The following is a 22,245-nucleotide window of genomic DNA, read 5'->3' as shown; positions in this document are numbered from 1 at the left end:
ACATGGATGCGATCTCCTACGAACGCGCCGGCGATATCGCCGACGCACTGCGCGCCGCACAGCAGCCCGGTACGGTGTTTATCGGCGGCGGCACGAATCTGCTCGATCTGATGAAGGGCGGCGTGACGCGCCCCGCGAAACTCGTCGATATCACGCACATTCCGGGGCTCGACACGATCGTGTCGTTGCCCGACGGCGGTTTGCGTATCGGTGCGCTGGTGCGTAACAGCGATGCCGCGAATCATGCATGGGTGCGCGAGCGCTATCCGCTGCTGTCGCAGGCGCTGCTGGCAGGCGCATCGGCGCAGTTGCGCAACATGGCCACGGTGGGCGGCAACCTGATGCAACGCACACGCTGCTCGTACTTCTACGACACCGCGTTCACCGAGTGCAACAAGCGGCAACCAGGCAGCGGTTGCGCGGCGCTCGACGGCCACAACCGCATGCACGCAATTCTCGGCGCGAGCCCGCAGTGCATCGCGGTCAATCCCTCCGATATGAGCGTCGCACTCGCCGCGCTCGATGCGAACGTACGCGTGAGCGGTCCGCGCGGCGAACGCGTCGTGCCGTTCGGCGAGTTTCATCGGCTGGCTGGCGAGCATCCCGAGTTCGACACGACGCTGCAACCTGGCGAGTTGATTACCGCGGTCGATCTGCCGCCGCCGCTTTACAGCGAACATACGCACTATCTGAAGGTGCGCGACCGTGCGAGCTATGCGTTTGCGTTGGTGTCGGTGGCGGCGGCGTTGCAGTTCGACGGTGCGACCGTACGCAGCGCGCGCATTGCTCTGGGCGGTGTCGCGCACAAGCCGTGGCGCGCAACGGCCGCGGAACAGCGCCTCGCCGGTCAGCCGCTCAGCGACGCACTGCTTCACGACGCGGCGGCAGCCGCATTGCAGGACGCGCGGGCCCAACGCGAGAACGGCTTCAAGATCGCGCTCGCGCAACGCGCAATCATCCGCGCAGTGAACCAGGCCGCCGGGCGGCAAGGAGGTGCCGCATGAACCCGACTCCCTCGCTGATCGGGCAACCGCTCGATCGTACCGACGGTGTGCTCAAGGTTACCGGCGCAGCCCGCTATGCGGCTGAATTTCCCGAAGCGCGGCTCGCCCACGCGGTCCTTGTGACGAGCACGATTGCACGCGGCACGATCGCATCGATCGATGCTGAGCGCGCGCAGTCGCTACCCGGTGTGCTGCTCGTGATGACCAGCCGCAACGCGCCGCGCCTGCCGAACGGCGGTCGCTCCGCCCTCACCCCTCCTGCTGGACGGCGCCTGTCGCTGCTGCAGGACAACGAGATTCACTACAGCAACGAACCGGTCGCGGTCGTGGTTGCCGATACGCTCGAACATGCGACGGACGCGGCCCGCCAGTTGCATATCGTCTACGCAGGCACGCCGGCCACGCTTGACTTCGCGCAGGCGAAAGCAAACGCCTACGCGCCCGATCGCCCGCAGGGCAGACAAACCGACACGCAGCGCGGCGATCTGGAGGCCGGTCTGCGCGACGCGGCGGTACGCATCGATGCGGTGTACACCACGCCGATGGAACACCACAACCCGATGGAGCCGCACGCGACGATGGCGATCTGGGACGGCCCGCACCTCACGCTGTACGACTCGACTCAGGGCGTGAGCGGCGCAAAGCGGGCTGTCGCTGCCACGCTCGGCATTCCCGCCGACAACGTGCACGTGATCTCGCCGTTCGTCGGTGGTGGCTTCGGTTGCAAGGGGTCGTCGTGGTCGCATGTCGCGCTGTGCGCGATGGCGGCGCAGCAGACCGGCCGCGCGGTGCGGCTCGCACTCGAACGTCCGCAGATGTTCGGCCCGGTAGGCGGACGCCCGTTCACCGAGCAACGGATGACGCTCGCCGCACGCGCCGACGGCACGCTCACCGCGATGCGCCACGACAGCTTCTCGAATACATCGATGATCGAAGACTGGACCGAGACCTGTTGCATGGTGACGCGGATGTCGTACGCGGTACCGAACCAGGTGACGACGCATCGCCTCGTGCAGCTGAACGTCGGCACGCCGACCTTCATGCGCGCGCCTGGTGAAACGACCGGCTCGTTTGCGCTCGAATCGGCCATGGACGAACTTGCGTACGCGCTGAAGATGGACCCGCTCGCGCTGCGCCTGAAGAACTATGCAGAGGAAGACCCGCAGGAACACAAGCCGTGGTCGAGCAAATCGCTGCGCGAGTGCTACCGGGTCGGTGCGGAGAAGTTCGGCTGGTCGCGTCGCACAGCCGCACCGCGTTCGATGCGTGCCGGCGACACGTTGATCGGCCTCGGCATGGCAACCGCGACGTATCCGGCGAACCGCAACCAGGCGTCGGCGCTCGCGCGAATCCTGCCGGACGGCAGTGCGACAGTCGCATCGGGCACCCAGGATCTCGGCACCGGGACGTACACCGTGATGACCCAGGTCGCCGCCGATGCGCTCGGCTTTTCCCCTGCAAACGTGCGTTTCGCGCTCGGCGATTCGTCGCTGCCGCAGGCACCGGGGTCCGGCGGCTCGCAGTCGGTCGCGAGCGTATCGCCGGCGGTGCGCGAAGCGGCCACCCAGGTGCGCAACCAGTTGATCGCACTCGCGCTCGCCGATCCCGCTTCGCCGGTACACGGCTCAGCGCCCGACGACGTAACCGTCGAGAACGGCTGGGTGACGCGCCGCTCGGACCCGACGCGCCGCGATCCGGCCGCGGCGATCATCGCGCGTGCAGGCGGCCAGCCGCTCGAAGCGCAGTCGACCGTCGCACCGGGCGCGGAGAAAGCGCAGTACGCGTTCCACTCGTTCGGCGCGGTGTTTGCCGAGGTGCATGTCGATGCGACGCTCGGGACGATCCGCGTGCCGCGTCTCGTCGGCGTGTACGGCGTCGGGCGCTTGCTCAACGAGAAAACTGCACACAGCCAGTTGATGGGCGGCCTCGTCTGGGGTATCGGTGCGGCGCTCGAAGAGCAGACTTCGCTGGACCTGCGCTACGGACGTTTCGTCAATGCGAACCTTGCCGAGTACCACGTGCCGGTGAATGCGGACATCGGGACGCTCGACATCGGTTTCATCGATGAAGTCGACCCGTACATCAATTCGCTCGGCGCGAAAGGCATCGGTGAGATCGGGATTACGGGTGTGTCGGCGGCGATTGCCAATGCGGTGTTTCATGCGACCGGTGTGCGAGTACGCGATTTGCCGGTCACGCTCGACAAGGTGTTGACGTCTTGAAGCGCTGAGGTTTGCATTGGCATCTTCGCCGATATTGCACGACGAGGCAGGCGGCTGTGCTTGCCTCGTCGGCACTTGCGCCGCACAATCGGCGTCACTCCCCTTCTTCGGCGCACCCCATGACCTACGTTTCGCTTGCCACCGGCGTGCTGCTCGCCGCCGGCTACGGGTCGCGTTTCGATCCCGACGGCATCCACAACAAGCTGCTGGCGCGTCTGCCCGAAGGTAAATCGGTTGCGCACGAGGCTGCGCATCGTCTGAAGCTCATCGTGCCGCGCGTCGTTGCCGTCGTGCGGCCAGGCAGCGACGCGCTCGCGCGCGAACTCAACGATGCGGGCTGCGATGTGGTGTTCTCGGCTGCAGCCGGACGCGGAATGGGCGCCAGCCTCGCGGCGGGCGTCGAAGCCTGCGACGACGCCGAGAGCTGGATCGTCGCGCTCGCCGACATGCCGCGCATTGCGACCACGACGATCGAAGCGGTGGCGAGTGCGCTGGGCGGTGGCGCATCTCTGGTTGCGCCGTTCTATCGCAACCAGCGTGGACATCCGGCCGGCTTTGGCATCGCGCATCGGGCGGCATTGCTTGCGCTCGACGGCGATGCGGGCGCGCGCGCGCTGTTTGCGGCGCACACGGTGACGCGTGTCGATGTCGACGATCCAGGCATCCTGCGCGATATCGATACGCCTGACGATCTGCGGGATCTGGATAGCGCTCACGCGTAGCGGCACACCAACGCCACCCTCTTTCCACAAGCTCATGAGCGAAACCAGCCCGCGCCTCTTTGTCCTGTCACCTCATTTCGACGACGCCGTATTCAGTTGCGGCGCGTTGCTGGCTACGCATCCGGATGCGGCCGTCTGTACAGTCTTCGCCGCGCCGCCCGAACACGATATGCATACCGAGTGGGACCGCAAGGCTGGTTTTTCTGGGGCGCACGAAGCGATACACGCCCGCACTATCGAAGACAACCGCGCGCTGTCGTTGCTCGATGCGATTCCGGTGCGTATGCCGTTCCGCGACAACCAGTACCTCGATTCGCCGTCGATCAGCAAGCTCGCGGCGGCACTCGAGGAGACCATCTACGGCTCGACTGCGAACACGCTGCTGATGCCGCTCGGTCTGTTTCATCCCGATCACCTGCTCGTGTACCACGCGTGCTGCGAGATCCTGCCGCGGCTCGCGCATCTGTCGTGGTTCGCTTACGAGGACGCGATTCATCGCTGCAATCCGGGGGTTGTGCAGACGCAGCTCGACGATCTTGCGCGGCGCGGCATCGTCGCGACGCCGGCGCAGCCGGCCGCTGCGCATACGATCGATCCCGTACGCCAGGCGGTGATCAAACACGAAGCGGTCGCGGCGTACGAGAGTCAGTTGCGCGGGTTCGGTCCGCATGGCTGCGATGATGTATTCAACGCCGAGCGCTACTGGCAGCTGACGGTCTCGCGCACGGCGACGCGGCGCGCGAAGAAATAGCCGCGGCTGGAGTTCGTCGAATCCAGGCAACCGCGCGCGGCATCGCCCACGCTGTCGGACAAGGGCCGCCGTTACGCGAGCGCCGCCCGCTCCATCCGAACCACGCACGAAAAAAAAGCGCCGGTAACCCCGGCGCTTGCTAACGGAGACCGCTGCGCCTTCCGGCACGCGGTCCCCCGGACCACTGTACGGTGCTACTGCACGAATGCACCGACCGTCAGGAACGGATTCACTGCACTGACGTTAGACGGGCTCTGCGTCGTGAACTGCTGGTTCACACCGTTCATCAACAGCGCATACACCTGACCGACCTTGATGATTGCGCCCGTGTCGCCAGCCTTGTAAATCGCCGTGTTGCCCGACATAAGCGGTGTGGTCGCCGTGACCTTGACGAGGCCTGGTTGCGTCTGCGTGAAGTCCATCGTGAAGTTCGACGAAGTCGTGGCCGCGAACGGATTCAGCAGGCCACCGGTAGGCGGCTGGAACAATGCCGCCGTCGAATTCACACTGGCGTTCGTCGATGCGCTGGCGTCGAGGCAGGCACCTGCAGACGCATAGATGGTCTGGCCACCCACACCCGCAGCGGTCGAAGACTGGCCGCCGTATGTAACGAGACCGCAGGCCGACACGCTGTTGGCGCCGACATACCCGCCGCTCAGATCACTCTGGGTAAGTGTCGTAGCCGGTGCCAGCAGCGAGATGCCGATCTGATCGTCGAGGACCGAGCCGAGCAGCGGACTGGTCGGATTCACATACCCTTGGCCAACCCGAATGATGACTGGCACTAGTGTCCCACCAACGTTGCCGACGATCATTACACCGTGAGCCGTGTCCGGCGCGAAAAGCGCTATCGGCGAGACGCCTACGCCGATGGCCGGATAAACCTGACTGCCCGTCACAGGGCCGCTCCTGAACACGTTATCAGCCGAGCCATCCGCATTGGTCCTCAGCGTCCACGGCGACCCCGTTGACGAGCACGAATACTTTGAAGTATCCGCAACGCAGGTGCCATCCGCCTTAAAGGTTTCGGAGGCCTGGATCGCGTCCGGCTGCCAGCCGAGCTGACCTTGCGTGGGCGCCCCCCCTGGAGTCGCGCTGGGGGCAGTCTGGTACGGCGTACCTTCAGGCGTGATGCGGAAGCCGAGTTCGTTGTACGTTCCCGCCACCTGTGAAAAATCCGTTACCGTCTGGCTGAATCCGATGAACGGGTATGAATCGAACGTCCGCGACGGTACCACGCCGAGCGTCAGCCCCGGGAAAGGTGTCGCGCCGGCGAACTGGATCGTCGCTCCCGGAATCGAGCCCCCCATGATCCCCATCCCGACAAACAGTATCGGCGGGTCTTGCGGATTGATCGTGACTTTATAGGTACCGTCGGCAGTCGCACCGTTTTGCAGCACGATCGCACAGCGGTTCTGCTCGGCGCTCGGCAGCGCAAACGGCGTTCCAGTCCCGCCAGGTGGCGTATAAAGGTTCGGTGTGGTGTACGTCCCGTTAATCGTCAGTCCGGCGCGCGTATTGTTGACCTGCCCCGCGGATGTCGGCACTTCCGACTCCACGAACGTCATCTGATACGTCTTCGGGTTCGCCGTAGAATTGAATTTCACCTTGATGTATTCGCCGCTACCCGATCCGCCGGTATACGTCGTCGAATAATCGAGCGAGGTCGGGCAAAGCTGGACATTCGATGGCGGCGAAGTCGGTCCGCCCGACGGTCCGCACGCGGCGCCCGAACATTGCGCCACGTTCACTGGCCCGGGGTTCCCCGGGTTATCGCCATTACATGCAACCAGCAGCAATCCTGCCACTGCCATGCCAGCCAGGGTTTTGACGGGAAAACCGTCACGCACGATGCGCGTCATCTTTTGTCTCCTCCGGATTTATCGTTTGAATGATCTAGCTGTTCCCGTCGTATCCGGCCACGATATTCGCTCGAATAAAACCCGAAATTTCGAGGAACGCGCGGCCGCCGGGATCATGCTTTTCTAATTTAAAGCCGTGGAATGCGGCGCTATGAATGTACGCAGGACATTGCCTCGCATTATTGTCTCCCTTGGCCCGATCTTTACATGCAACTCGTCGCAAAACTTAAACCGGTTAAGAAAGAATGTACATAGAGGCGTGCATCCAAACTCCCGCGCAGGCGTGTTCCAGCCTCCATGCTGGCTGGTCGGTTCGTTTCAAACGCACGTCCATGCGGAGTGAATCGCGTAAAAAGACGATGCCGCAACGCACCAATAAGCGAATGGCATCAAACGCGAGTGGCTTCGCCGTGATGCCGGTCGCTGCGATCAAGCGAACGCGGCCAGGAATGGATCGCCGTATTGCGTGGAAGGAAGCGAGGTGGGGTGTTAAACAAACGCTGAGATAGCGTGGTGTGTCGATTGCGACCGCAACAGCCGCGTTGACGACGAAGTCCCGAAGGTCTCGCCGTCAACGCTTGCCGCCTCGATGCCGTGTTCGACACCGGGCGCTCAATCTGCCCAGCCTGTTCAACGCGTTCAGCGTGAAAGTTCGCTGAAGCCCTGCAACAACCGGTCGACGTCGGCGGCATGGATGTCGCCCATCGTCGAGATGCGGAACAGTTCCGCCGACAAACCGCCCTGTCCCGCATAGATCACGAAACCGCGCGCCTTCAACGCATCGTGCAGTTGCGGGTACGACACGCCGTCCGGCAAACGGTACGCCCGCAACACCACCGACGACTGCTCCGGCGCCACCGCACTAGCAACCCCACGCGCCGCCAGCCCTGCGCGCGCCTGCTCGGCAAGCGCCGCGTAGCGTGCATGGCGCGCTGTCCAGCCGCCTTCGTCGGCGAGTTCGCGCAGCGCCTCGACGAGCGCGTAGTACGCATGCACCGACGGCGTGAACGGCGTATTGCGCTGATCCTGCAATCGCGCGAGCCGGCTCAGGTCGAGATAGAACGTGCGGCTCGCCGCTTGAGCCAACGTATCGCGTCGCACGATCACGAATGCCGCGCCCGGCACGCCGTGCAGACACTTGTTCGCGGTCGCCGCCACGGCAGCGATGCTGCCGTCGTTGAAATCGATCGCTTCGGCACCGAAGCTGCTGACGCCATCCACCAGCAGTTGCACACCGCGTTCGCGACATACAGCGCCGAGCGTACGCAGATCGTTCAACCGGCCCGTGGTGGTTTCATGGTGGATCACGGCGACATGCGTGAAGCCGCGATCCGCGTCGAGACGCGCCACGATGCGCGCGAGATCGGGTGCTTCCATCCATTCGTGCTTCACGACTTCGTGCGCGATCCGGTATTGCGCGGCGATGTGAGCAATCCGCTCGCCGTACACACCGTTCTCGACGATCAGCAGTTTGCCGTGCTCGGGCACCAGCGCTGCCACCATGCTTTCGACCGCTGCGGTACCTGAACCCGTCATCAGCACAGCGGACCATTGCGCGGGGTCCAGCCCGTAGACGTTCACTAGACGCTCGCGTGCCTCGTCCTGCAAATCGAAGAACTCGCTCTCGCGATGACACAGATCGGTTTGCAACAGGCTACGGCGCACGCGTTCAGTCAGCGTGACAGGGCCGGGATTCAACAACAGCATCAACGCTCTCCTTGCGCAGCGCCGATGTGGCGCATCAGGCGCGTCTTCACATCGGGCGGGGTAATCGTGGGGCGCGGCAGGCCATCGGGGGTGCCGCGTTTGATCGCGAGACGGATGAAACGCGAACCGCGTGCCTGCGCCGGTGCCGGCGATGCAACGGTCGCGAGCGTTTCGTCGAGCACCGCGAGATCGTCGGTTTCAACCGCCGACGCATAACCGCACGCCGCAGCCACACCCGCAAACGATACCTGCGGCGAAACCGTCGCCTGGCCGCCCGTGGAATCGTGTGCGCCGTTATCGAGCAACACATGCGTCAGATTCGCCGGACCATAGGCGCCCAGCGTCGCGAATACGCCCATGCGCATCAGCGCCGCACCGTCGCCGTCGAGCGCGACCACCTGCAGGTCGGGCCGGGCGAGTGCGAGCCCAAGCGCGAACGGCGTGAGGCAACCCATCGAGCCGACCATATAGAGCTGGTTCGGCCGGTCGTCGATTGCGTAGAGTTCGCGGCCGCAAAAACCGGTCGACGCCAGCACGACCGTCGAGTCGACCGGCGTATGCGCGATCACGCGTTGCAATGCCTGCTGCCGTGTCGGCAGCGCTTCGGCCGGTACGCCGCGCGTGACGCTACGCGCTGCCGGAGCGGCCTCGCGCGACGCTGCGGGCGCCTGCTTCAGCTCGTATGGCGCGACGCTGCCCTTCTGCATCACGAGCGCATACGGCCGGCCAGTTTCGTCCATATAGGCAATCGCACGATCGAGCGCGGGACCAATCGCATCGGCCTCAGTGGGGAACGTCTCCCACGGAATCTCCATCGTCTCGAGCATCGCCGGTGTGATCGGGCCCATCAACGCGTGTTGCGGTTCGTCCGGTACACCCGGCTGGCCGCGCCACGTGACGATCAGCAATTGCGGCAACCGGAACGTCCACGTCAGCGACGTGAGCGGGCTCACCGCATTGCCGAGCCCCGAGTTCTGCATCATCGTGACACCGCGTCGTGTGCGACCCGCTGTGCCACCTTTTACATCGCCGCCGAGTGCAACACCGGCAATCAACGCAACCGCATCGCCCTCATTCGCCGCCGACACGTAGTGCAACGACGGATCCTGCAACACGTAGTTGATAAACGGCGTCAGGTACGAACACGGCACGCCCGCATACCAGTCGAAGCCGCGCTCGCGCGCCGCCTCGACGAACTGTGCCGCTTCGATCATTGCGCAGCCCCGCGTTGCGCATCGCCAGATGCGAGCGGTGTCTGCGCGTGCGCGAAATCACCGGCACGACGGAAGTCTTCCAGATCGTTCACACCGCGCCAGTGGCCATGCACGTACTGCACTTCGACCTGCTCGCCCGCATCGATCAGCGCATTGAGCAGCGCCGGAATATCGAGCGAATCGAAATCGGGCCGCTCGCGCAGTTGCGCAAGCACTGCCTTCAGACGTTCGATGCCCGCGCCGCGCACATTCAGAAGTCCGATCCAGCGACCCTGCGGCGCCGTGCCGCTCGAGGCATCGCCCTGCAGTTCGCTCGAGATGCGTTGCAGCAGCACCTTGTTGCCGAACAGACCGCGGTCGTCGGCGGCGGAGCACCATGCGAAGTCGCGCACGCTGCTGTTTTCCGCCTGCGTCAGCGACGAATCGACGACGACGCTGAACTCCGCTTCACTTTCGACCAGATCACGCACGATATAGCTACGGAACAGCAGATCGCCGTACGAAATGACCGTGTCGGTCTGCAGCGTGTCGGCGGCGCATGCGAGCGATGCGAGTTCGCCGGTTTGCGCATGGCGTTCGTTGACGACGAGCTTGATGCCGGCCGTATCGATCGCGTCGGCACGATAACCGCCGACCACCGTGATGTCGTTGACGCCCTGCTTCTTGAAGCCATCGACGAGCCAGCGCAGCAGCGGCTTGCCCGCCACCGGCAGCATGACTTTCGGACGCTCTTCGGTCAGCGCTTCGAGTCCTGCACCGCGGCTCGCCGCGAGCACGATCGCAGCACCGGTCGCACGCGAAGCCGACAGATAGCGGCGCTCGGCTTCCGAATATTCATCGGCATCCTGCAGACGGAAAATTTCGTTGACTGCCGCGATGCGGTCTTCGACATCGACGAGCGTTTCGTTGTCGTGGATTTCCTTCGCGACAGCCTGCATCGCCGATGCTGCCGAACGGATCAGATGGTTCGCCCAGATCACGACGCTGATGCCGGCCTTGCGGAACACTTCGGTTGGCGTCGAGTAGTACTTGGTCGGCACGATCACGAGCGGACCGCGGCCGGCCCATTCGCGTGCGAACGTGAGAATTTCATCGGGACGCGACAGCTTGCTGTGGATCAGGATCGCATCGGCGCCCGCCTGGCGATATGCCTCGGCGCGACGCAGCGCTTCGTCCATGCCCCAGCCCGCGATCAGCGCTTCGACGCGCGCGACGATCGAGAAATCGTCGTCGGACTGCGAGTCCTTGCCGGCCTTGATCTTGCCGCAGAACTCGTCCATTTCCGCAAGCGGCTGACGCTCGCCGTTGATAAAGCTGTTGGTCTTCGGAAACTGCTTGTCTTCGATACACACGCCTGCGATGCCGCGCTGTTCGAGCTTGCGCACGAGGCGTCGTACGTTATTGAAGTTGCCGTAGCCGGTGTCGCCGTCGAGCAAAATGGGCAGATCGCTTGCGTCGGCCATGAACTCGAGTGTGTCGACCACCTGGGTCCAGCTCGCCTCGTTGTTGTCGCGCACGCCGTACTGCGCGGAAATCGCGAGGCCCGAGCCCCAGATCGCGCGGAACCCGGCTTCTTTAACGATGCGCGCGGACAGGCCGTTGTGCGCTTCCATCATGAATTCGAGCTGGTTGCTGGTGAGCATCTGACGCAGGCGGCTGCTGCGGGAGGCGGTAAGAATGGAGGGGTCTCGTGCGTTCATCTCGTTGTCTACTCCGGGTAGCCGCCTGAGTGGCGGCGGAATGATGTGCTGGCCGCTGTGTGCAGCAGCAGCGCCGTTCTCCGCATTTTCCGACAGGTCTGGAGACGGCCAAAAATCGCGACTATAGCGGAAATGAAACGCCGCCGTTGGAAACGTGACACGTTTATGGCAATTGGTGGAAATGCTAGGAGAAATGTGGTGTTTCCGGCCGCAAACGCAGGCCCCGTACGGGTCTGCGACGAGTTGCATCGTGCGCATCACGCAGCTTTCATTCCGCTTTTTATTTCGCCTGACGTTTTGGTTTTTCGAGTCCGGGAAGAGCGGATCGTGTCGTGTGTTTTTATATCGGCGGTTTATCGTGCGAGCCGATAAAAACATCGACTACGCGTTACGCGAATAAAAAAGAAGGCGCTCACGGTGAGCGCCTTAAAACACGCCGCGTCGGAGACGACGCTCTTATCGAACGAATCTCCCGCACGGTTTTTACAATCAGACCATTGCAGTGTGACGCGCCGGTTTCGATGTGCGCGTTATCCACATTGAATGTGCTCTCGCGTACCGACACGGCAGTCACGATTTGCCAGTCGCAATTCACGACTCTCGGGCCGAACACGCAGCTCGAATGCCTCTTGCGCAAACGCATTATTAATATTACGTTTCGATTACACTTCGTGCCGCACCACTATCTCATGTCATCGCCGCCCCGTTCCTGCTCTGCACCGCACTTATGACGCACAAGAAAAAACCGCAGTCTCACGATTCGTACGCACCGGTGGCACGCAGCACCCTGCTCGCGGCGCGATTGCCGATGTGGCGTTCGAAGTTCGTCGTGCTGGTTGTCTTCGCGGCATTCGCAGCGCTGCTCGGGCGCGCATTCTGGATTCAGGTGGTGAATCAGGATTTCTACGTCGAGCAGGGGCAGAAGCGCTATCAGCGCACCATCGAGCTCGACGCGACGCGCGGGCGCATTGTCGACCGGCATGGCGCATTGCTCGCCGTCAGCCTCGCCACCTACGAAATCTGGGCCACACCGAAACTGCTCGACGACAGCACCTATGCGCCGCTCGCGAAGCTGCTCGATCTGCCGCTCGCCGAACTGCGGCGACGACTGACCGGCGACCGGAGCTTCGTGCTGCTCAAGCGCCAGGTCGATGCCGAAACCGCCGACCACATCGGCAAGCTCGGGCTGGCGGGCATCACGCAGATCGCCGATACCAAACGTTTCTATCCAGAAGGCGAGGCCGCCGCGCACGTGGTCGGCTTCACTGACATCGAGGACCACGGCCAGGAAGGTGTGGAGCTTGCCGCCAACGATCCGTTAAACGGCGTACCTGGACAACGCGAAGTGATCCGCGACCGGCTCGGCCGTGTAGTCTCCGAAACCGGACCGCTCGTCCCCGCCCGCAACGGCGCGACGATTCACCTGACAATCGACCGCCGCATCCAGCAACTCGCGTACGCGCAACTGAAGCTCGCCATCGCGAAGCACGACGCACAAGCGGGCAGCGTCGTCGTACTCGATGCGCGCAACGGAGAAATCCTCGCGCTCGCCAACTATCCGAGTTTCGATCCGAACGACCGCGCACGTCTCACCGGACGTCAATTGCGCAATCGCGCCGTGGTCGATACGTTTGAGCCCGGTTCGACGATCAAACCGATCGTCGCCGCGCTAGCGATGGACCTCGGTAAAGTGCGGCCGCAAACCATCATCGATACGGCGCCTGGGTACTACAAGATCGGGCCCAGTGTGATTCACGACACGTCGAATCACGGCAAGATGACTGTTGCCGAAGCAATTCAGAAGTCGAGCAATATCGCACTCGCCAAGCTCGCATTGAATCTACCCGCCGAAACAATCTGGACGAAGTATCAGGACTACGGGCTCGGCCGCGCGCCGGAACTGACCTTTCCTGGTGTCGCCGCCGGCCGCGTGCGTCCGTACCAACGCTGGCGACCAATCGAGCAGGCGACGATGGCCTACGGCTATGGTCTCTCAACCTCGTTGCTGCAGATGGCGCAGGTCTACACCGTGTATGCCGGCGACGGCACGCTGCACCCTGCCCGTCTGCTGCTCGACGATACGAACGACATGCCGCTCTCCGCAGACAGCAGCCGCCGCGTGACGACCCCCGCCACGGCTGCGGCCATCCGCAAGATGCTCGAAATGGCGACCAGCGCAGGCGGGACCGGACGCGCGGCGGAAGTGGCCGGTTATCGCATCGGCGGTAAAACCGGTACTGCCCGCAAGCAGATCGGAGCGACCTACGCGAAGAACCGCTATCGCGCGCTTTTTGTCGGTATGGCGCCGATGAGCGATCCGCGGCTCGTCGTCGCGGTGATGATCGACGATCCGGCCGGCAAGGCGTTCTACGGCGGCACGGTAGCAGGCCCGGTGTTCGCGTCCGTGACAGGCGGCGCACTGCAACTGCTCGGTGTGCCACCGGATGCATAGCCGGTTTGCGGTACACATCGGCACATATCTGTACATATCGATACACATCGGTGCCGCGTTTTAAGTCTGGCTTAATTCTTCCCTGCAACCATGCACTCGACATCCCCTGTTGAGCCGCCGGAGTACAGGCGGCACTTTTTTAACTCGAGATGTCGTCGGCGTACCGGACACATCACAGGCATTCCTGCAAAAGGAGTCAAACCATGACCGAAGACGCGGTGTTTACCCATCTGCAGGCCATGTCCGCCAACCTTCATGCACAGCAGATTCATTCGTGCAAGGTGTCGGCACCGCAACAACTCCCCTGGGGCCGCTCATATCGCGTCGTCGAATGGACGCTGAAGCACGATCCCGAGAGCCGGCGCCGTGCAGTGCCCGCCGAATACACCGCGACCGAAATTGCCGAACTCGTCATTTCCCACGTACCGGGACGGCGCTTTTGCCAGCAAACCGAGCAGGCGTAAGTTCCAGCGGCTCGCCCGGCAACCGGGCCGCGCTCAAAGAAAACATTCCCCCGCGATCCAGGCGTTGCGCCGACGTGTCATCGCCACCCTCCCGAACAAACCGGTAACCCGCGACAAACGGCACCATCTGTCGCCGCGTTGCAGTTACCGCGAAATCTCTTCTCTCCCCCTGTCAGTTTCCCGATTAAGGCATCGCGTCGATGCAGATCGTCCGGAAGATGGTATTTTCCTCTCGTTGAAATGAGCGGCGCCTCACGGCTTGCGCCCGCTTAGGCGATTTTCACGAGAACGCAGACACCATCAGCAAGGAGACCATGCCCCATGAGTGACACCCACGCCGCATTGATTACCCGCTTCTACGAAGCCTTCCAGAAGCTCGATGCCGAAACGATGGCCGCCTGCTATGCAAGCGACGCTGTTTTCAGCGACCCGGCGTTCGGCGAGTTACGCGGCGCGGAGATCGGCGACATGTGGCGCATGCTCACGCAGCGTGCCCAGGATTTCTCGCTCACGTTCGATCATGTCGTAGCTGACGGATCAACCGGGAGCGCGCACTGGATCGCGCACTACGTGTTCACGCAGAGCGGCAATCGTGTGGTCAACGACATTCAGGCGCGCTTTGTTTTTGCGAACGGTCTTATCGCCGAACATCGCGACAGCTTCGACTTGTGGCGCTGGTCGCGCCAGGCGCTCGGTGCCAAAGGCACGCTGCTGGGCTGGACACCGTTCGTGCAGAACGCGATCCGCCAGCAGGCTCGCAAGGGGCTCGCCGCGTTTCGTGCGAAACGCGGCTGAACACCGCGCAAACGCCTACAACAGCAACTTCAACCGACGGTCGAGCGCGATGACCAGAGGGCTGACCAGCAGGCTCAGCCCGATCGCGATCAGGAACAGCACGGTCCCCGTATGCATCCCCATGAGCCCCATCATCGCGAAGATGAAGTACGGGTGAATGAAATAGATGACGGTGGAGACCTTCGCATAGAGATCGGTGGTGAGCGTCCCCGCGCGACGCTGCACGAACAGGAAGATCGCCGGACACGCGAGAATCAGCGAGAAGCAGTTGTCGAAGTGATCGCGCACCGGATGGAAGAAGTAGATGAGCGAGCTTTCGACAAAAAGCGCTAACACTCCAAGCACGGTCAGCGCCAGCACCGTCGAATCGGACAGCGCATTCGCCCGCCCCTTCGCAATCAGAAAACCGATCGCATACATCGGAAAGCCGAGCAGCAGGAAGTTGCGGAACAACCAGTAGTTGTTGAACAGCTTGTTCAGATACAGGTGGCTGCTGTCGACGTAGTTGAAGACATACTGAGCTGCGGCGCCGAGCAGGAACAGCAGCACTGCGGCCGTCAGTAGCTTCGCGTCGGACCAGCCGCGCACCCAGTACAGCACCAACCCCGCGCCAAGCGACCCGGCCAGGTACCACAGGTGGTGATAACCGATCACGAGCTTCAGTAGAAATTCAACGTCTTCCTTGATCGATTGCGGATGATGCGGATAGTAGAACGGTAGATACAGCACCATCCAGACCGCATACAGCGACGCCATCCGTTTGGCCCACGGCAAGAGCGGCTTGCCCTTTGCGACGATGTTGTAGAAGTAAAAGCCGTTGATGATAAAGAACAGCGGCACAGCGATCCGCAGGAATCCGTTGACGAAAATAAAGCTCAGATAGTCGGACGTTTCCTTGAAAATTTCGGCGTGCAGTGCGACCACCATCGCGGCCAGCGCGATCTTCGCGAAATCGATGCTTGCACTTCGCTGCATAACGCTTCTCCGGCAATAACGTGAATGACCGGTGATCTTAGCCTGGTAAAAATGACGAAAAAACGATTCTGTCTTGTGCCGGATCGTCGTTTGGGTTGTTTTGCCGTGTTTCGCCGGCTGTGCTTCAATGCTTGCTGTCGACTTCCTTGCAGGCATGCGCCATGGGAATGCCCGTTCCGCTCGTCCATCTGTCATCGCTGGATCTGATCCGCGGCTTCGTCGCGGTCGGGCGCCGGATGAGCATCACGCTCGCCGCGCAGGATCTCTGCGTAACGCAATCGGCGGTCAGCCGGCAGGTGCATGCGCTCGAACGGCAACTGGGCGTGCGGCTGCTGGTGCGCGGTCATCGGTCTATAGCGTTCACTGTCGAAGGCGAGCGGCTGTTTCGCAGCGCGGACAGCGCGCTGCAGCAACTACAGGACGTGTTCGGCGTTATCCGCCCGGCCGGCGCGGCACGGCCGGTCACGCTCAGCTCGAGCATCGGCTTCACCGGGTTGTGGCTGCTGCCCAGGTTGCGCGCCTTTCAGCAGCAATATCCGGGAGTCGATGTACGCGTCAGCGCGAACAACAGCATCGCCGATCTGCGCCGCGACGATATCGATCTGGCGATCCGCTATACCACGGCTTCGCTTGCACCACGCGGCGCGGTGCGGCTGTTCGGCGAGACGATTGCGCCGGTTGCACATCCTTCGCTCGGCCTGCATGCGCTACGTTCGCCGCGCACGCTCGCGCGGTTGTCGCTGCTCGAATTCGACGATGCGCAGCACCCGTGGCTGCGCTGGCATGACTGGCTCGCTGCGCGCGACTGGCAGGACGCGAAGCCGCACGGGATGCTGCATTTCAACCAGTACGATCAGGTAATCCACGCCGCGCTCGCGGGACATGGCGTTGCGCTCGGACGGCTCGAACTGATCGGTCCGCTGCTCGACGAAGGCCGGCTCCTGCAGCTTGCGCCGCCACGTCCGGCTGCCGAAACTGCGCATGCCTACTGGTTGATCCACGCGCAGGAACGGACGCGCGATGAAGTTGGACGCGTGGCTGAGTGGATCGTAGAACAGGCACGCGCGCAATTGCAGTAGGTCGACCCACAGGTTATGCGTTCGGCGATGCGCAGAACGCCAGTGCATCGTCGAGGCGATCATTGCCCCAGAACATCTCGTCACCGACGAAGAACATCGGTGCGCCGAAAATACCCTTTGCCTGCGCGCGCTCCGTCTGTCTGCGCAAACCGAGCTTGTTTTCGTCGCTCTGTGCGTCCGCCAGAATCTGTGCAGCGGGTAAGCCGAGTTGCGCGAGCACGTCGCCGACATCGTCCGCCGATGCAATGTCACGGTCCTGCGCGAAGTTACGCAGCGTGATCCGCCGGCAGTACTCGCCGATCCACGGTTGCCGCGCACCGACCAGGGCCACCCGCAACGCAAGCAGCGAGTGGCGCGGGAACGTGCTCGGCCGAACCCACTGCAAGCCGTACTTGCGGCACTCGCGCACCATGTCCTGCCACACATAGGCGCCCTTCTCCTTCTGCGCGACGAACGGCGACGCGTCGTAGCCGAGGGCGTGGAAGATCGGCCCTAGCAGGAACGGCTGCCAGCGCACCGTCACGCCGCGCTGCGCTGCGGCCGCCTCGATGCGCATGATGCTGAGATAGCTGTAGTTGCTGGCGAAGTCGAACCAGAAATCGATCGTGGCTGGCTTAGTGGTTGAATTATCGGCCGATGCATCGGTAGTCATCGAATCTCCTCCTCTACGTCGTAGGCAACCAGGCACCGCAGTTCGATGCTTTCGCGTAGCGGCGCATCTGCCGGGGTGAACGGATGATCGAACGCGGTGTGCAGCGTGTAGCGGGCCACCCCGCTAATCTGCGCATCGTACTGCTTGAATACCAGCGCTTCATCGCGAGTCATCTGCGAAAACCAGCACCAGCGATGCATCGGCGAATGCAGCGCGGTGTAAATCTCGCCAGTGCGCTGCGGATAGCGTACTTCGCTTTCGACGAGATCGGCCGCCATCACGCTGCGCGCATCGCAGACTGCCAGCGGTGTATCGAGCACGGTACCGCGAATCGATCGCCAGATATTGACGATACTGTAACGCCGCACGCGTGCGGCTGCACCGGACACACCCTGTGTATACAGCACGCGTTGCAGTCGGGCGCGGCCCGATGCCTCGGTATAGTCGTTGTGAATGCGTCCATTGGCCGCCGCCAGTCCGTCGGCGCCGCGCCGCCCGAACGTGAGGGCCGCACGTCCCGCTTCGCGCCGGCGCACCAGATGATCGAAAACCCACGCACGTGACGCGCCTGTTACTGCAAGCGCCAGTTCCATGGCTTCCCGGTAGTAAACGGTCTTCACGACGTCTGCGTCGAGAAAGTCTTTCACCGCGGTGGGTGCGGCGCGCAATTCGAAACCCTCGCGATGAATCGACGGAGGTTGTGCGAAGCTGCGCGCATCCGTGATCGGCATCGGGCGACGCTCATACTCCGCGCTTTCCCAGGGCAGGCCGGACGGCGGCTCGTACGCGTAGCTGACTGGGCGCATCGTTGTTGGCACGAGATAGCTGAGAAATGCCATGACAGGTTGCGTATCAGGACTTGAAGCAGGACTTGAAGCAGGACCTGAAGCAGGACCTGAAGCAGAATCTGTAGCAGCAACCGCGGACTGCGGCTCCAATGAGGTGTTCATACCGGCTCCATGCAAGCGGACCGCGGCGGCCGCGCAGCACGATTGCCGTGCGACCCGGTCGGTCGATGCAACCATTGAAGCCGATGGTCGATGCGTGCTCAAACGACATTTCGGTGCGGCTCACATGAGCTGGACGCATGCGAAAGCTTCGCGGACACACCAAAAAGAAAAGCCCCATGAATCTTTCGATCCACGAGGCCGTGACAAGATCGGTGGCAGATGAGGAGTCCGCCTTCGCCCCCAGCCAGGAGCTAGATTCGTCACGCAATGGATTATCCCGGTCGCGCTGTGTTTCGTCATCGCGCAGGTCGACAAAAAACCATTGCGGAATCCGTGGCAATCGAATCAGTGCGGGACCGGAATATTGAAAGGCTTACCCGGTACCCATGCCCACGTAGCGACGACCTTCGCGCCCACAGGTCCGGCTGCCGTCTCGTGCGCGACGTTCGCCGGCATCCGGTAGCTTTCGCCTGCGTGAACGACTGTTGCGGGTTGACCATCTACCTGCACCGTGAGCTCGCCCTCCAGCACATAGACAACTTCAGGACCGGTCGCCTTGTGCCACGGTTTGACCGCATTCGGTGGGAATTCGGCAATGCCCATGCCCATCTCGCGATCCGTTCCCGGAACCGGGACACGTTGCAGAACGACCGTGTCTTTCGCAGCCGGCATCGCGCCTGCCGCAAAGACGGACTGCATACCCATCAAGATCGCCGCGACAAGAGAGAAGCAACCAAAGCGTTTCATCGTCACTCCATCTGGATTCAATGTTCGCCGCCGGCGATGGCCGTGAGAATCCGGTATGCCGTGCTCACCCGTTCATCGATGGGGAAGCTCCTGTTTGCGAGGATCACGATTCCCAGTTGCTTCTCCGGGATGAATGCCACATACGCACCGAAACCGTTGGTCGAACCCGTCTTGTTGATCCACACGTCTTCACGTGGTGCTTGCGGTGGTTTGAATTCGCTAACGGGTGTCGCGTTGAAAATCATCTCCGGCGAGTTACCTTCCTGCAAGGTCTTCAGCGCAACCGGGTACGCATACTGTTCCCATATCAGGTCTTGCGTCATCACCCCGGCCTTGAAGTAGCCGGTGTGTGTTTGCGTAATCGCGCGCTGCAGTTTCTCGTCCAGCTTCAACTGGTTCATGTTGGCTTGCAGGAAGCGCGTCATGTCGGCGGCCGAGGTCTTGATGCCATACGCTTCGGTAGACAGCACTCCGGGCGCTACGCGGATCGGCGTACCGTCTTCTTTATAGCCCTGCGCATAATCGGCCATATGGGCTTGCGGGACGTCGAAGTAGCTGTTCGTCATGCCGAGCGCCGCAAACAGGCGCTGCTCGGCCAGAGCGGCGAAACCCTGCTTCATGCTCGTTGCCGTGAGCACGCCGAGCATGCCGATGCTGATATTGGAGTAGGTCCGCTCTGTGCCGGGCGCGTAGGCGGGTTGCCAGGCTTTCAGATACTGCATCAGTTGATCGTTGTTGCTGACGTTATCCGGCACCTGTAACGGCAGGCCGCCCGGCGTATGCGTGCCTAGATCGAGGACACGCGCATCGGCGAACCGGCTGCCGCTCAGCAATGGCAGATACTTGCCGACTTTATCCGTCAAGGCGAGCTCGCCATCGACCTGCGCAAGAGAGGCCAGCGTGGCCGTAAATGTCTTGCTGATCGATCCGAGTTCGAACAGGGTGTTCTGTGTGACCGGCTTCCTGGTTTCTAACGAAGCGACGCCATAGCTGTACACGTAGTGCTGTTGTCCATCGATGATCCCTATCGCCATGCCTGCAATGTTGTTCTTCGCCATGACCGGTCGTACGGCTTCGTCAACCGCCTGTCTGATCTGGTCTTGCTGGTTGCCGGCGGCGTGACTGATGGAGGTAGTCGCGCACAACGTCACGGCAATGGTTGCCATGAGGCGGATGACTGTGAGCTTCATTGGCGGGGCTTCCTTTAATCTCTGCGGGTTGGTCGACGGGACTCGGCTGCCCGAGAATATCGGTCCTTTCGGTAGCAAGGACAATCGACGATTATTTGCAGGAGGGTAAAGAAAATATTGTGGGTTTGTTACGATGCGCGTTTATCAATATGTATTTTTATCTCGCCGCCTCATGACTCACTCAATCGCCGCCCCCTGCACACGGGAAATCGAAATCCGCAAGAGCCGCTTTATCGCTCACGCGATTCCCGTCGCCGATCGCGACGCTGCGATGGGCGAGCTGCGTCGTCTGCGCGGCGAGCATCCAGCCGCGACGCACGTGTGCTGGGCGTTGCTCGCAGGCGGTCAGTCCGGCATGTCCGACGATGGCGAACCATCCGGCACAGCCGGTCGTCCGATTCTCGAGGTGCTGCGGCATCACGATCTCGACGGTGTACTCGGCGCGGTGATCCGCTACTACGGTGGCGTCAAGCTCGGCGCGGGCGGGCTCGTGCGCGCGTACACCGATGCGATCGCGAGCGCGCTGCATGACGCAGTGCTGATCGAGCGTATCGCTCAGGTTCAGTTACAGGTGGAAGTTGGCTACGCCGACGAAGCGCGGGTACGCCGCTGGATCGAACAGGACCAATACGTGCTGCTGCAAGGCACGCATACGATGAACGTGTGTCTTACGATCCAGCTACCCGCCACCGCGCTGGAGCGTGCCCGCAACACGCTGCGCGACCTTACGCAAGGCCGCGCGGTGTTTCCGGATTAAGCGTGCGTGCTACGCAGCCTTCGTATCCGTCACAGCAGGATTCGGTTCGCGTCTTAGCGTCACACTGCGCCGCCCATCGACACTCACCGGCACATCGCCGGCAATCGTCACGCGCCGCACCACACGATGCGCATCGCCATAGTCGTTGACGGCATAGTGCTGGGTCGCGCGGTTGTCCCAGATCGCGACATCGCCGGTCCGCCAGCGCCAGCGCACGACGTTCTCCGGGCGCGTCACATAGCCTTGCAGCAGATCGAACAGATGGGCCGATGCACTCGGCGTCACACCGACGAAGTGCTTGATGAAGTGCCCGAGTATCAGCGTCTTCTCGCCGGTCTCAGGATGCACGCGCACCGCCGGATGCTCGGTTTCGTAGCGTGTCGACACGAACTGCTCGCGATAACGCTTCGCCGCTTCGACGTCGCGCCCGCGGCTACCGACGCTCGTATGGTTCGCGTAGTCGTATTCGTTGCTGTGCACGGCCCACAACTGTTCGGCCAGCGCCTGCAACGGCGGTGGCAGGTCGAGATAAGCGGTCGCGGTGTTCGCCCACACCGTGTCGCCGCCCACCTCGGGAATCGTCACGCCGCGCAGGATCGACGCCTGCGGATAGGCATCGACAAAGGTCACGTCGGTATGCCACGAGTTCGCACGACCACCGCGGTGCGAATCGAGTTCGAGCAGATAGTCGGTACCGTCGATCACCGGCACGGTCGGATGCGACACCGGGTCGCCGAGCCGTTTGGCGAAGGCTTCCTGTTCGGCGTCCGTCAAGTGTGTCTGATCGCGAAAGAAAATCACCTTGTGACGCAGCAGCGCCGCGCGTACCGCGTCGAGCACGGCGGGTTCTAGCGTGCTCGATAACCGCACGCCGCGAATTTCGGCGCCGATGCGGCCGGTCACCGGTTGGATGTCGAGTGCGTTCGATGTAGCGAGGCTTAACGTCGTCATGGTGGCTCTCCAGGATGGGATGGACAGACAGCACGACGCCGTGCGACGTGG

At 62.5% G+C, this 22,245-nt stretch carries 19 protein-coding genes; 9 read left to right on the top strand and 10 right to left on the bottom strand.

The genetic code is table 11. From position 1 onward, the window contains the following. Positions 1-2 precede the first annotated feature (2 nt). The 4 genes from FNZ07_RS08565 to FNZ07_RS08550 all read left to right on the top strand — a co-directional run bounded on the left by FNZ07_RS08565 (position 3) and on the right by FNZ07_RS08550 (position 4,699). Complete coding sequence (locus tag FNZ07_RS08565) at positions 3-1,004, top strand: FAD binding domain-containing protein (protein WP_091015512.1); 1,002 nt, start codon at positions 3-5, stop codon at positions 1,002-1,004. Next, positions 1,001-3,226: a xanthine dehydrogenase family protein molybdopterin-binding subunit gene (locus FNZ07_RS08560; protein ID WP_091015509.1), complete on the top strand. Its 2,226-nt coding sequence runs from the start codon at positions 1,001-1,003 to the stop codon at positions 3,224-3,226. Before FNZ07_RS08565 ends, FNZ07_RS08560 begins: the two co-directional genes overlap by 4 nt. A gap of 119 nt (positions 3,227-3,345) precedes the next feature. Next, positions 3,346-3,948 carry a nucleotidyltransferase family protein gene (locus tag FNZ07_RS08555; RefSeq protein ID WP_091015506.1) on the top strand — a complete coding sequence of 201 codons (603 nt, stop codon included), beginning with the start codon at positions 3,346-3,348 and terminating at the stop codon, positions 3,946-3,948. A 34-nt stretch (positions 3,949-3,982) separates the two neighbouring features. Then, positions 3,983-4,699 carry a PIG-L family deacetylase gene (locus FNZ07_RS08550; protein ID WP_091015504.1) on the top strand — a complete coding sequence of 239 codons (717 nt, stop codon included), beginning with the start codon at positions 3,983-3,985 and terminating at the stop codon, positions 4,697-4,699. 194 nt (positions 4,700-4,893) lie between these two features. Here FNZ07_RS08550 and FNZ07_RS08545 read toward each other — a convergent pair whose 3' ends face one another. The 4 genes from FNZ07_RS08545 to aepX form a co-directional block, all read right to left on the bottom strand. Further along, complete coding sequence (locus FNZ07_RS08545) at positions 4,894-6,561, bottom strand: DUF2957 domain-containing protein (protein ID WP_245811595.1); 1,668 nt, start codon at positions 6,559-6,561, stop codon at positions 4,894-4,896. Positions 6,562-7,200: 639 nt separating this feature from the next. Then, positions 7,201-8,268: a 2-aminoethylphosphonate aminotransferase gene (locus FNZ07_RS08540; RefSeq protein WP_091015502.1), complete on the bottom strand. Its 1,068-nt coding sequence runs from the start codon at positions 8,266-8,268 to the stop codon at positions 7,201-7,203. Further along, a complete protein-coding gene (gene aepY, locus FNZ07_RS08535) occupies positions 8,268-9,482 on the bottom strand; it encodes a phosphonopyruvate decarboxylase (RefSeq protein WP_091015500.1) in 1,215 nt (404 codons plus the stop codon). Before aepY ends, FNZ07_RS08540 begins: the two co-directional genes overlap by 1 nt. Further along, the gene (gene aepX / locus FNZ07_RS08530) at positions 9,479-11,182 is read right to left on the bottom strand and encodes a phosphoenolpyruvate mutase (protein WP_091015497.1); all 1,704 of its coding nucleotides are present in this window, start codon (positions 11,180-11,182) and stop codon (positions 9,479-9,481) included. The genes aepY and aepX overlap by 4 nt, the downstream gene beginning before the upstream one ends. A gap of 727 nt (positions 11,183-11,909) precedes the next feature. Here aepX and FNZ07_RS08525 point away from each other — a divergent pair. The 3 genes from FNZ07_RS08525 to FNZ07_RS08515 all read left to right on the top strand — a co-directional run bounded on the left by FNZ07_RS08525 (position 11,910) and on the right by FNZ07_RS08515 (position 14,893). Then, entirely contained in the window at positions 11,910-13,634 is a 1,725-nt protein-coding gene (locus FNZ07_RS08525; RefSeq protein WP_091015494.1) for a peptidoglycan D,D-transpeptidase FtsI family protein, read from the top strand. A 203-nt stretch (positions 13,635-13,837) separates the two neighbouring features. Further along, positions 13,838-14,098: a DUF2866 domain-containing protein gene (locus FNZ07_RS08520; protein ID WP_091015492.1), complete on the top strand. Its 261-nt coding sequence runs from the start codon at positions 13,838-13,840 to the stop codon at positions 14,096-14,098. A 321-nt stretch (positions 14,099-14,419) separates the two neighbouring features. Further along, positions 14,420-14,893: a nuclear transport factor 2 family protein gene (locus tag FNZ07_RS08515; protein WP_091015490.1), complete on the top strand. Its 474-nt coding sequence runs from the start codon at positions 14,420-14,422 to the stop codon at positions 14,891-14,893. A 15-nt stretch (positions 14,894-14,908) separates the two neighbouring features. Here the strand turns inward: FNZ07_RS08515 and FNZ07_RS08510 are convergent, their stop codons facing one another. After that, positions 14,909-15,868, bottom strand: coding sequence for an acyltransferase family protein (locus FNZ07_RS08510; protein ID WP_170275697.1), 960 nt, complete (start codon positions 15,866-15,868; stop codon positions 14,909-14,911). Positions 15,869-16,035: 167 nt separating this feature from the next. On the opposite strand from FNZ07_RS08510, the gene FNZ07_RS08505 reads away from it, so the two are divergent. Beyond that, positions 16,036-16,947 (top strand): LysR substrate-binding domain-containing protein, encoded by a 912-nt coding sequence (locus tag FNZ07_RS08505; RefSeq protein WP_091015911.1) that lies wholly within the window; start codon positions 16,036-16,038, stop codon positions 16,945-16,947. Between the two features lie 13 nt (positions 16,948-16,960). On the opposite strand, the gene FNZ07_RS08500 is transcribed toward FNZ07_RS08505, so the two are convergent. The 4 genes from FNZ07_RS08500 to ampC all read right to left on the bottom strand — a co-directional run bounded on the left by FNZ07_RS08500 (position 16,961) and on the right by ampC (position 20,486). Next, a complete protein-coding gene (locus FNZ07_RS08500; protein ID WP_091015485.1) occupies positions 16,961-17,599 on the bottom strand; it encodes a 2-hydroxychromene-2-carboxylate isomerase in 639 nt (212 codons plus the stop codon). Then, a complete protein-coding gene (locus tag FNZ07_RS08495) occupies positions 17,596-18,438 on the bottom strand; it encodes a CmcJ/NvfI family oxidoreductase (protein ID WP_091015483.1) in 843 nt (280 codons plus the stop codon). Before FNZ07_RS08495 ends, FNZ07_RS08500 begins: the two co-directional genes overlap by 4 nt. Positions 18,439-18,894: 456 nt before the next feature. Then, positions 18,895-19,296, bottom strand: coding sequence for a cupin domain-containing protein (locus FNZ07_RS08490; RefSeq protein ID WP_091015481.1), 402 nt, complete (start codon positions 19,294-19,296; stop codon positions 18,895-18,897). 17 nt (positions 19,297-19,313) lie between these two features. Continuing rightward, a complete protein-coding gene (gene ampC / locus FNZ07_RS08485) occupies positions 19,314-20,486 on the bottom strand; it encodes a class C beta-lactamase (protein WP_091015478.1) in 1,173 nt (390 codons plus the stop codon). A gap of 172 nt (positions 20,487-20,658) precedes the next feature. Between ampC and FNZ07_RS08480 the strand changes: the two genes are divergently transcribed. Further along, entirely contained in the window at positions 20,659-21,243 is a 585-nt protein-coding gene (locus tag FNZ07_RS08480) for an IMPACT family protein (RefSeq protein ID WP_091015476.1), read from the top strand. Between the two features lie 9 nt (positions 21,244-21,252). On the opposite strand, the gene FNZ07_RS08475 is transcribed toward FNZ07_RS08480, so the two are convergent. Beyond that, positions 21,253-22,194 (bottom strand): TauD/TfdA dioxygenase family protein, encoded by a 942-nt coding sequence (locus FNZ07_RS08475; RefSeq protein WP_091015474.1) that lies wholly within the window; start codon positions 22,192-22,194, stop codon positions 21,253-21,255. Positions 22,195-22,245: the final 51 nt, after the last annotated feature.

The sequence above is a fragment of the Paraburkholderia megapolitana genome (assembly GCF_007556815.1).
In the GTDB taxonomy this organism is placed as follows: domain Bacteria; phylum Pseudomonadota; class Gammaproteobacteria; order Burkholderiales; family Burkholderiaceae; genus Paraburkholderia; species Paraburkholderia megapolitana.
The sequence above is the reverse complement of the archived record's forward strand: the minus strand, read 5'-3'. Positions and strand labels throughout refer to the sequence as shown.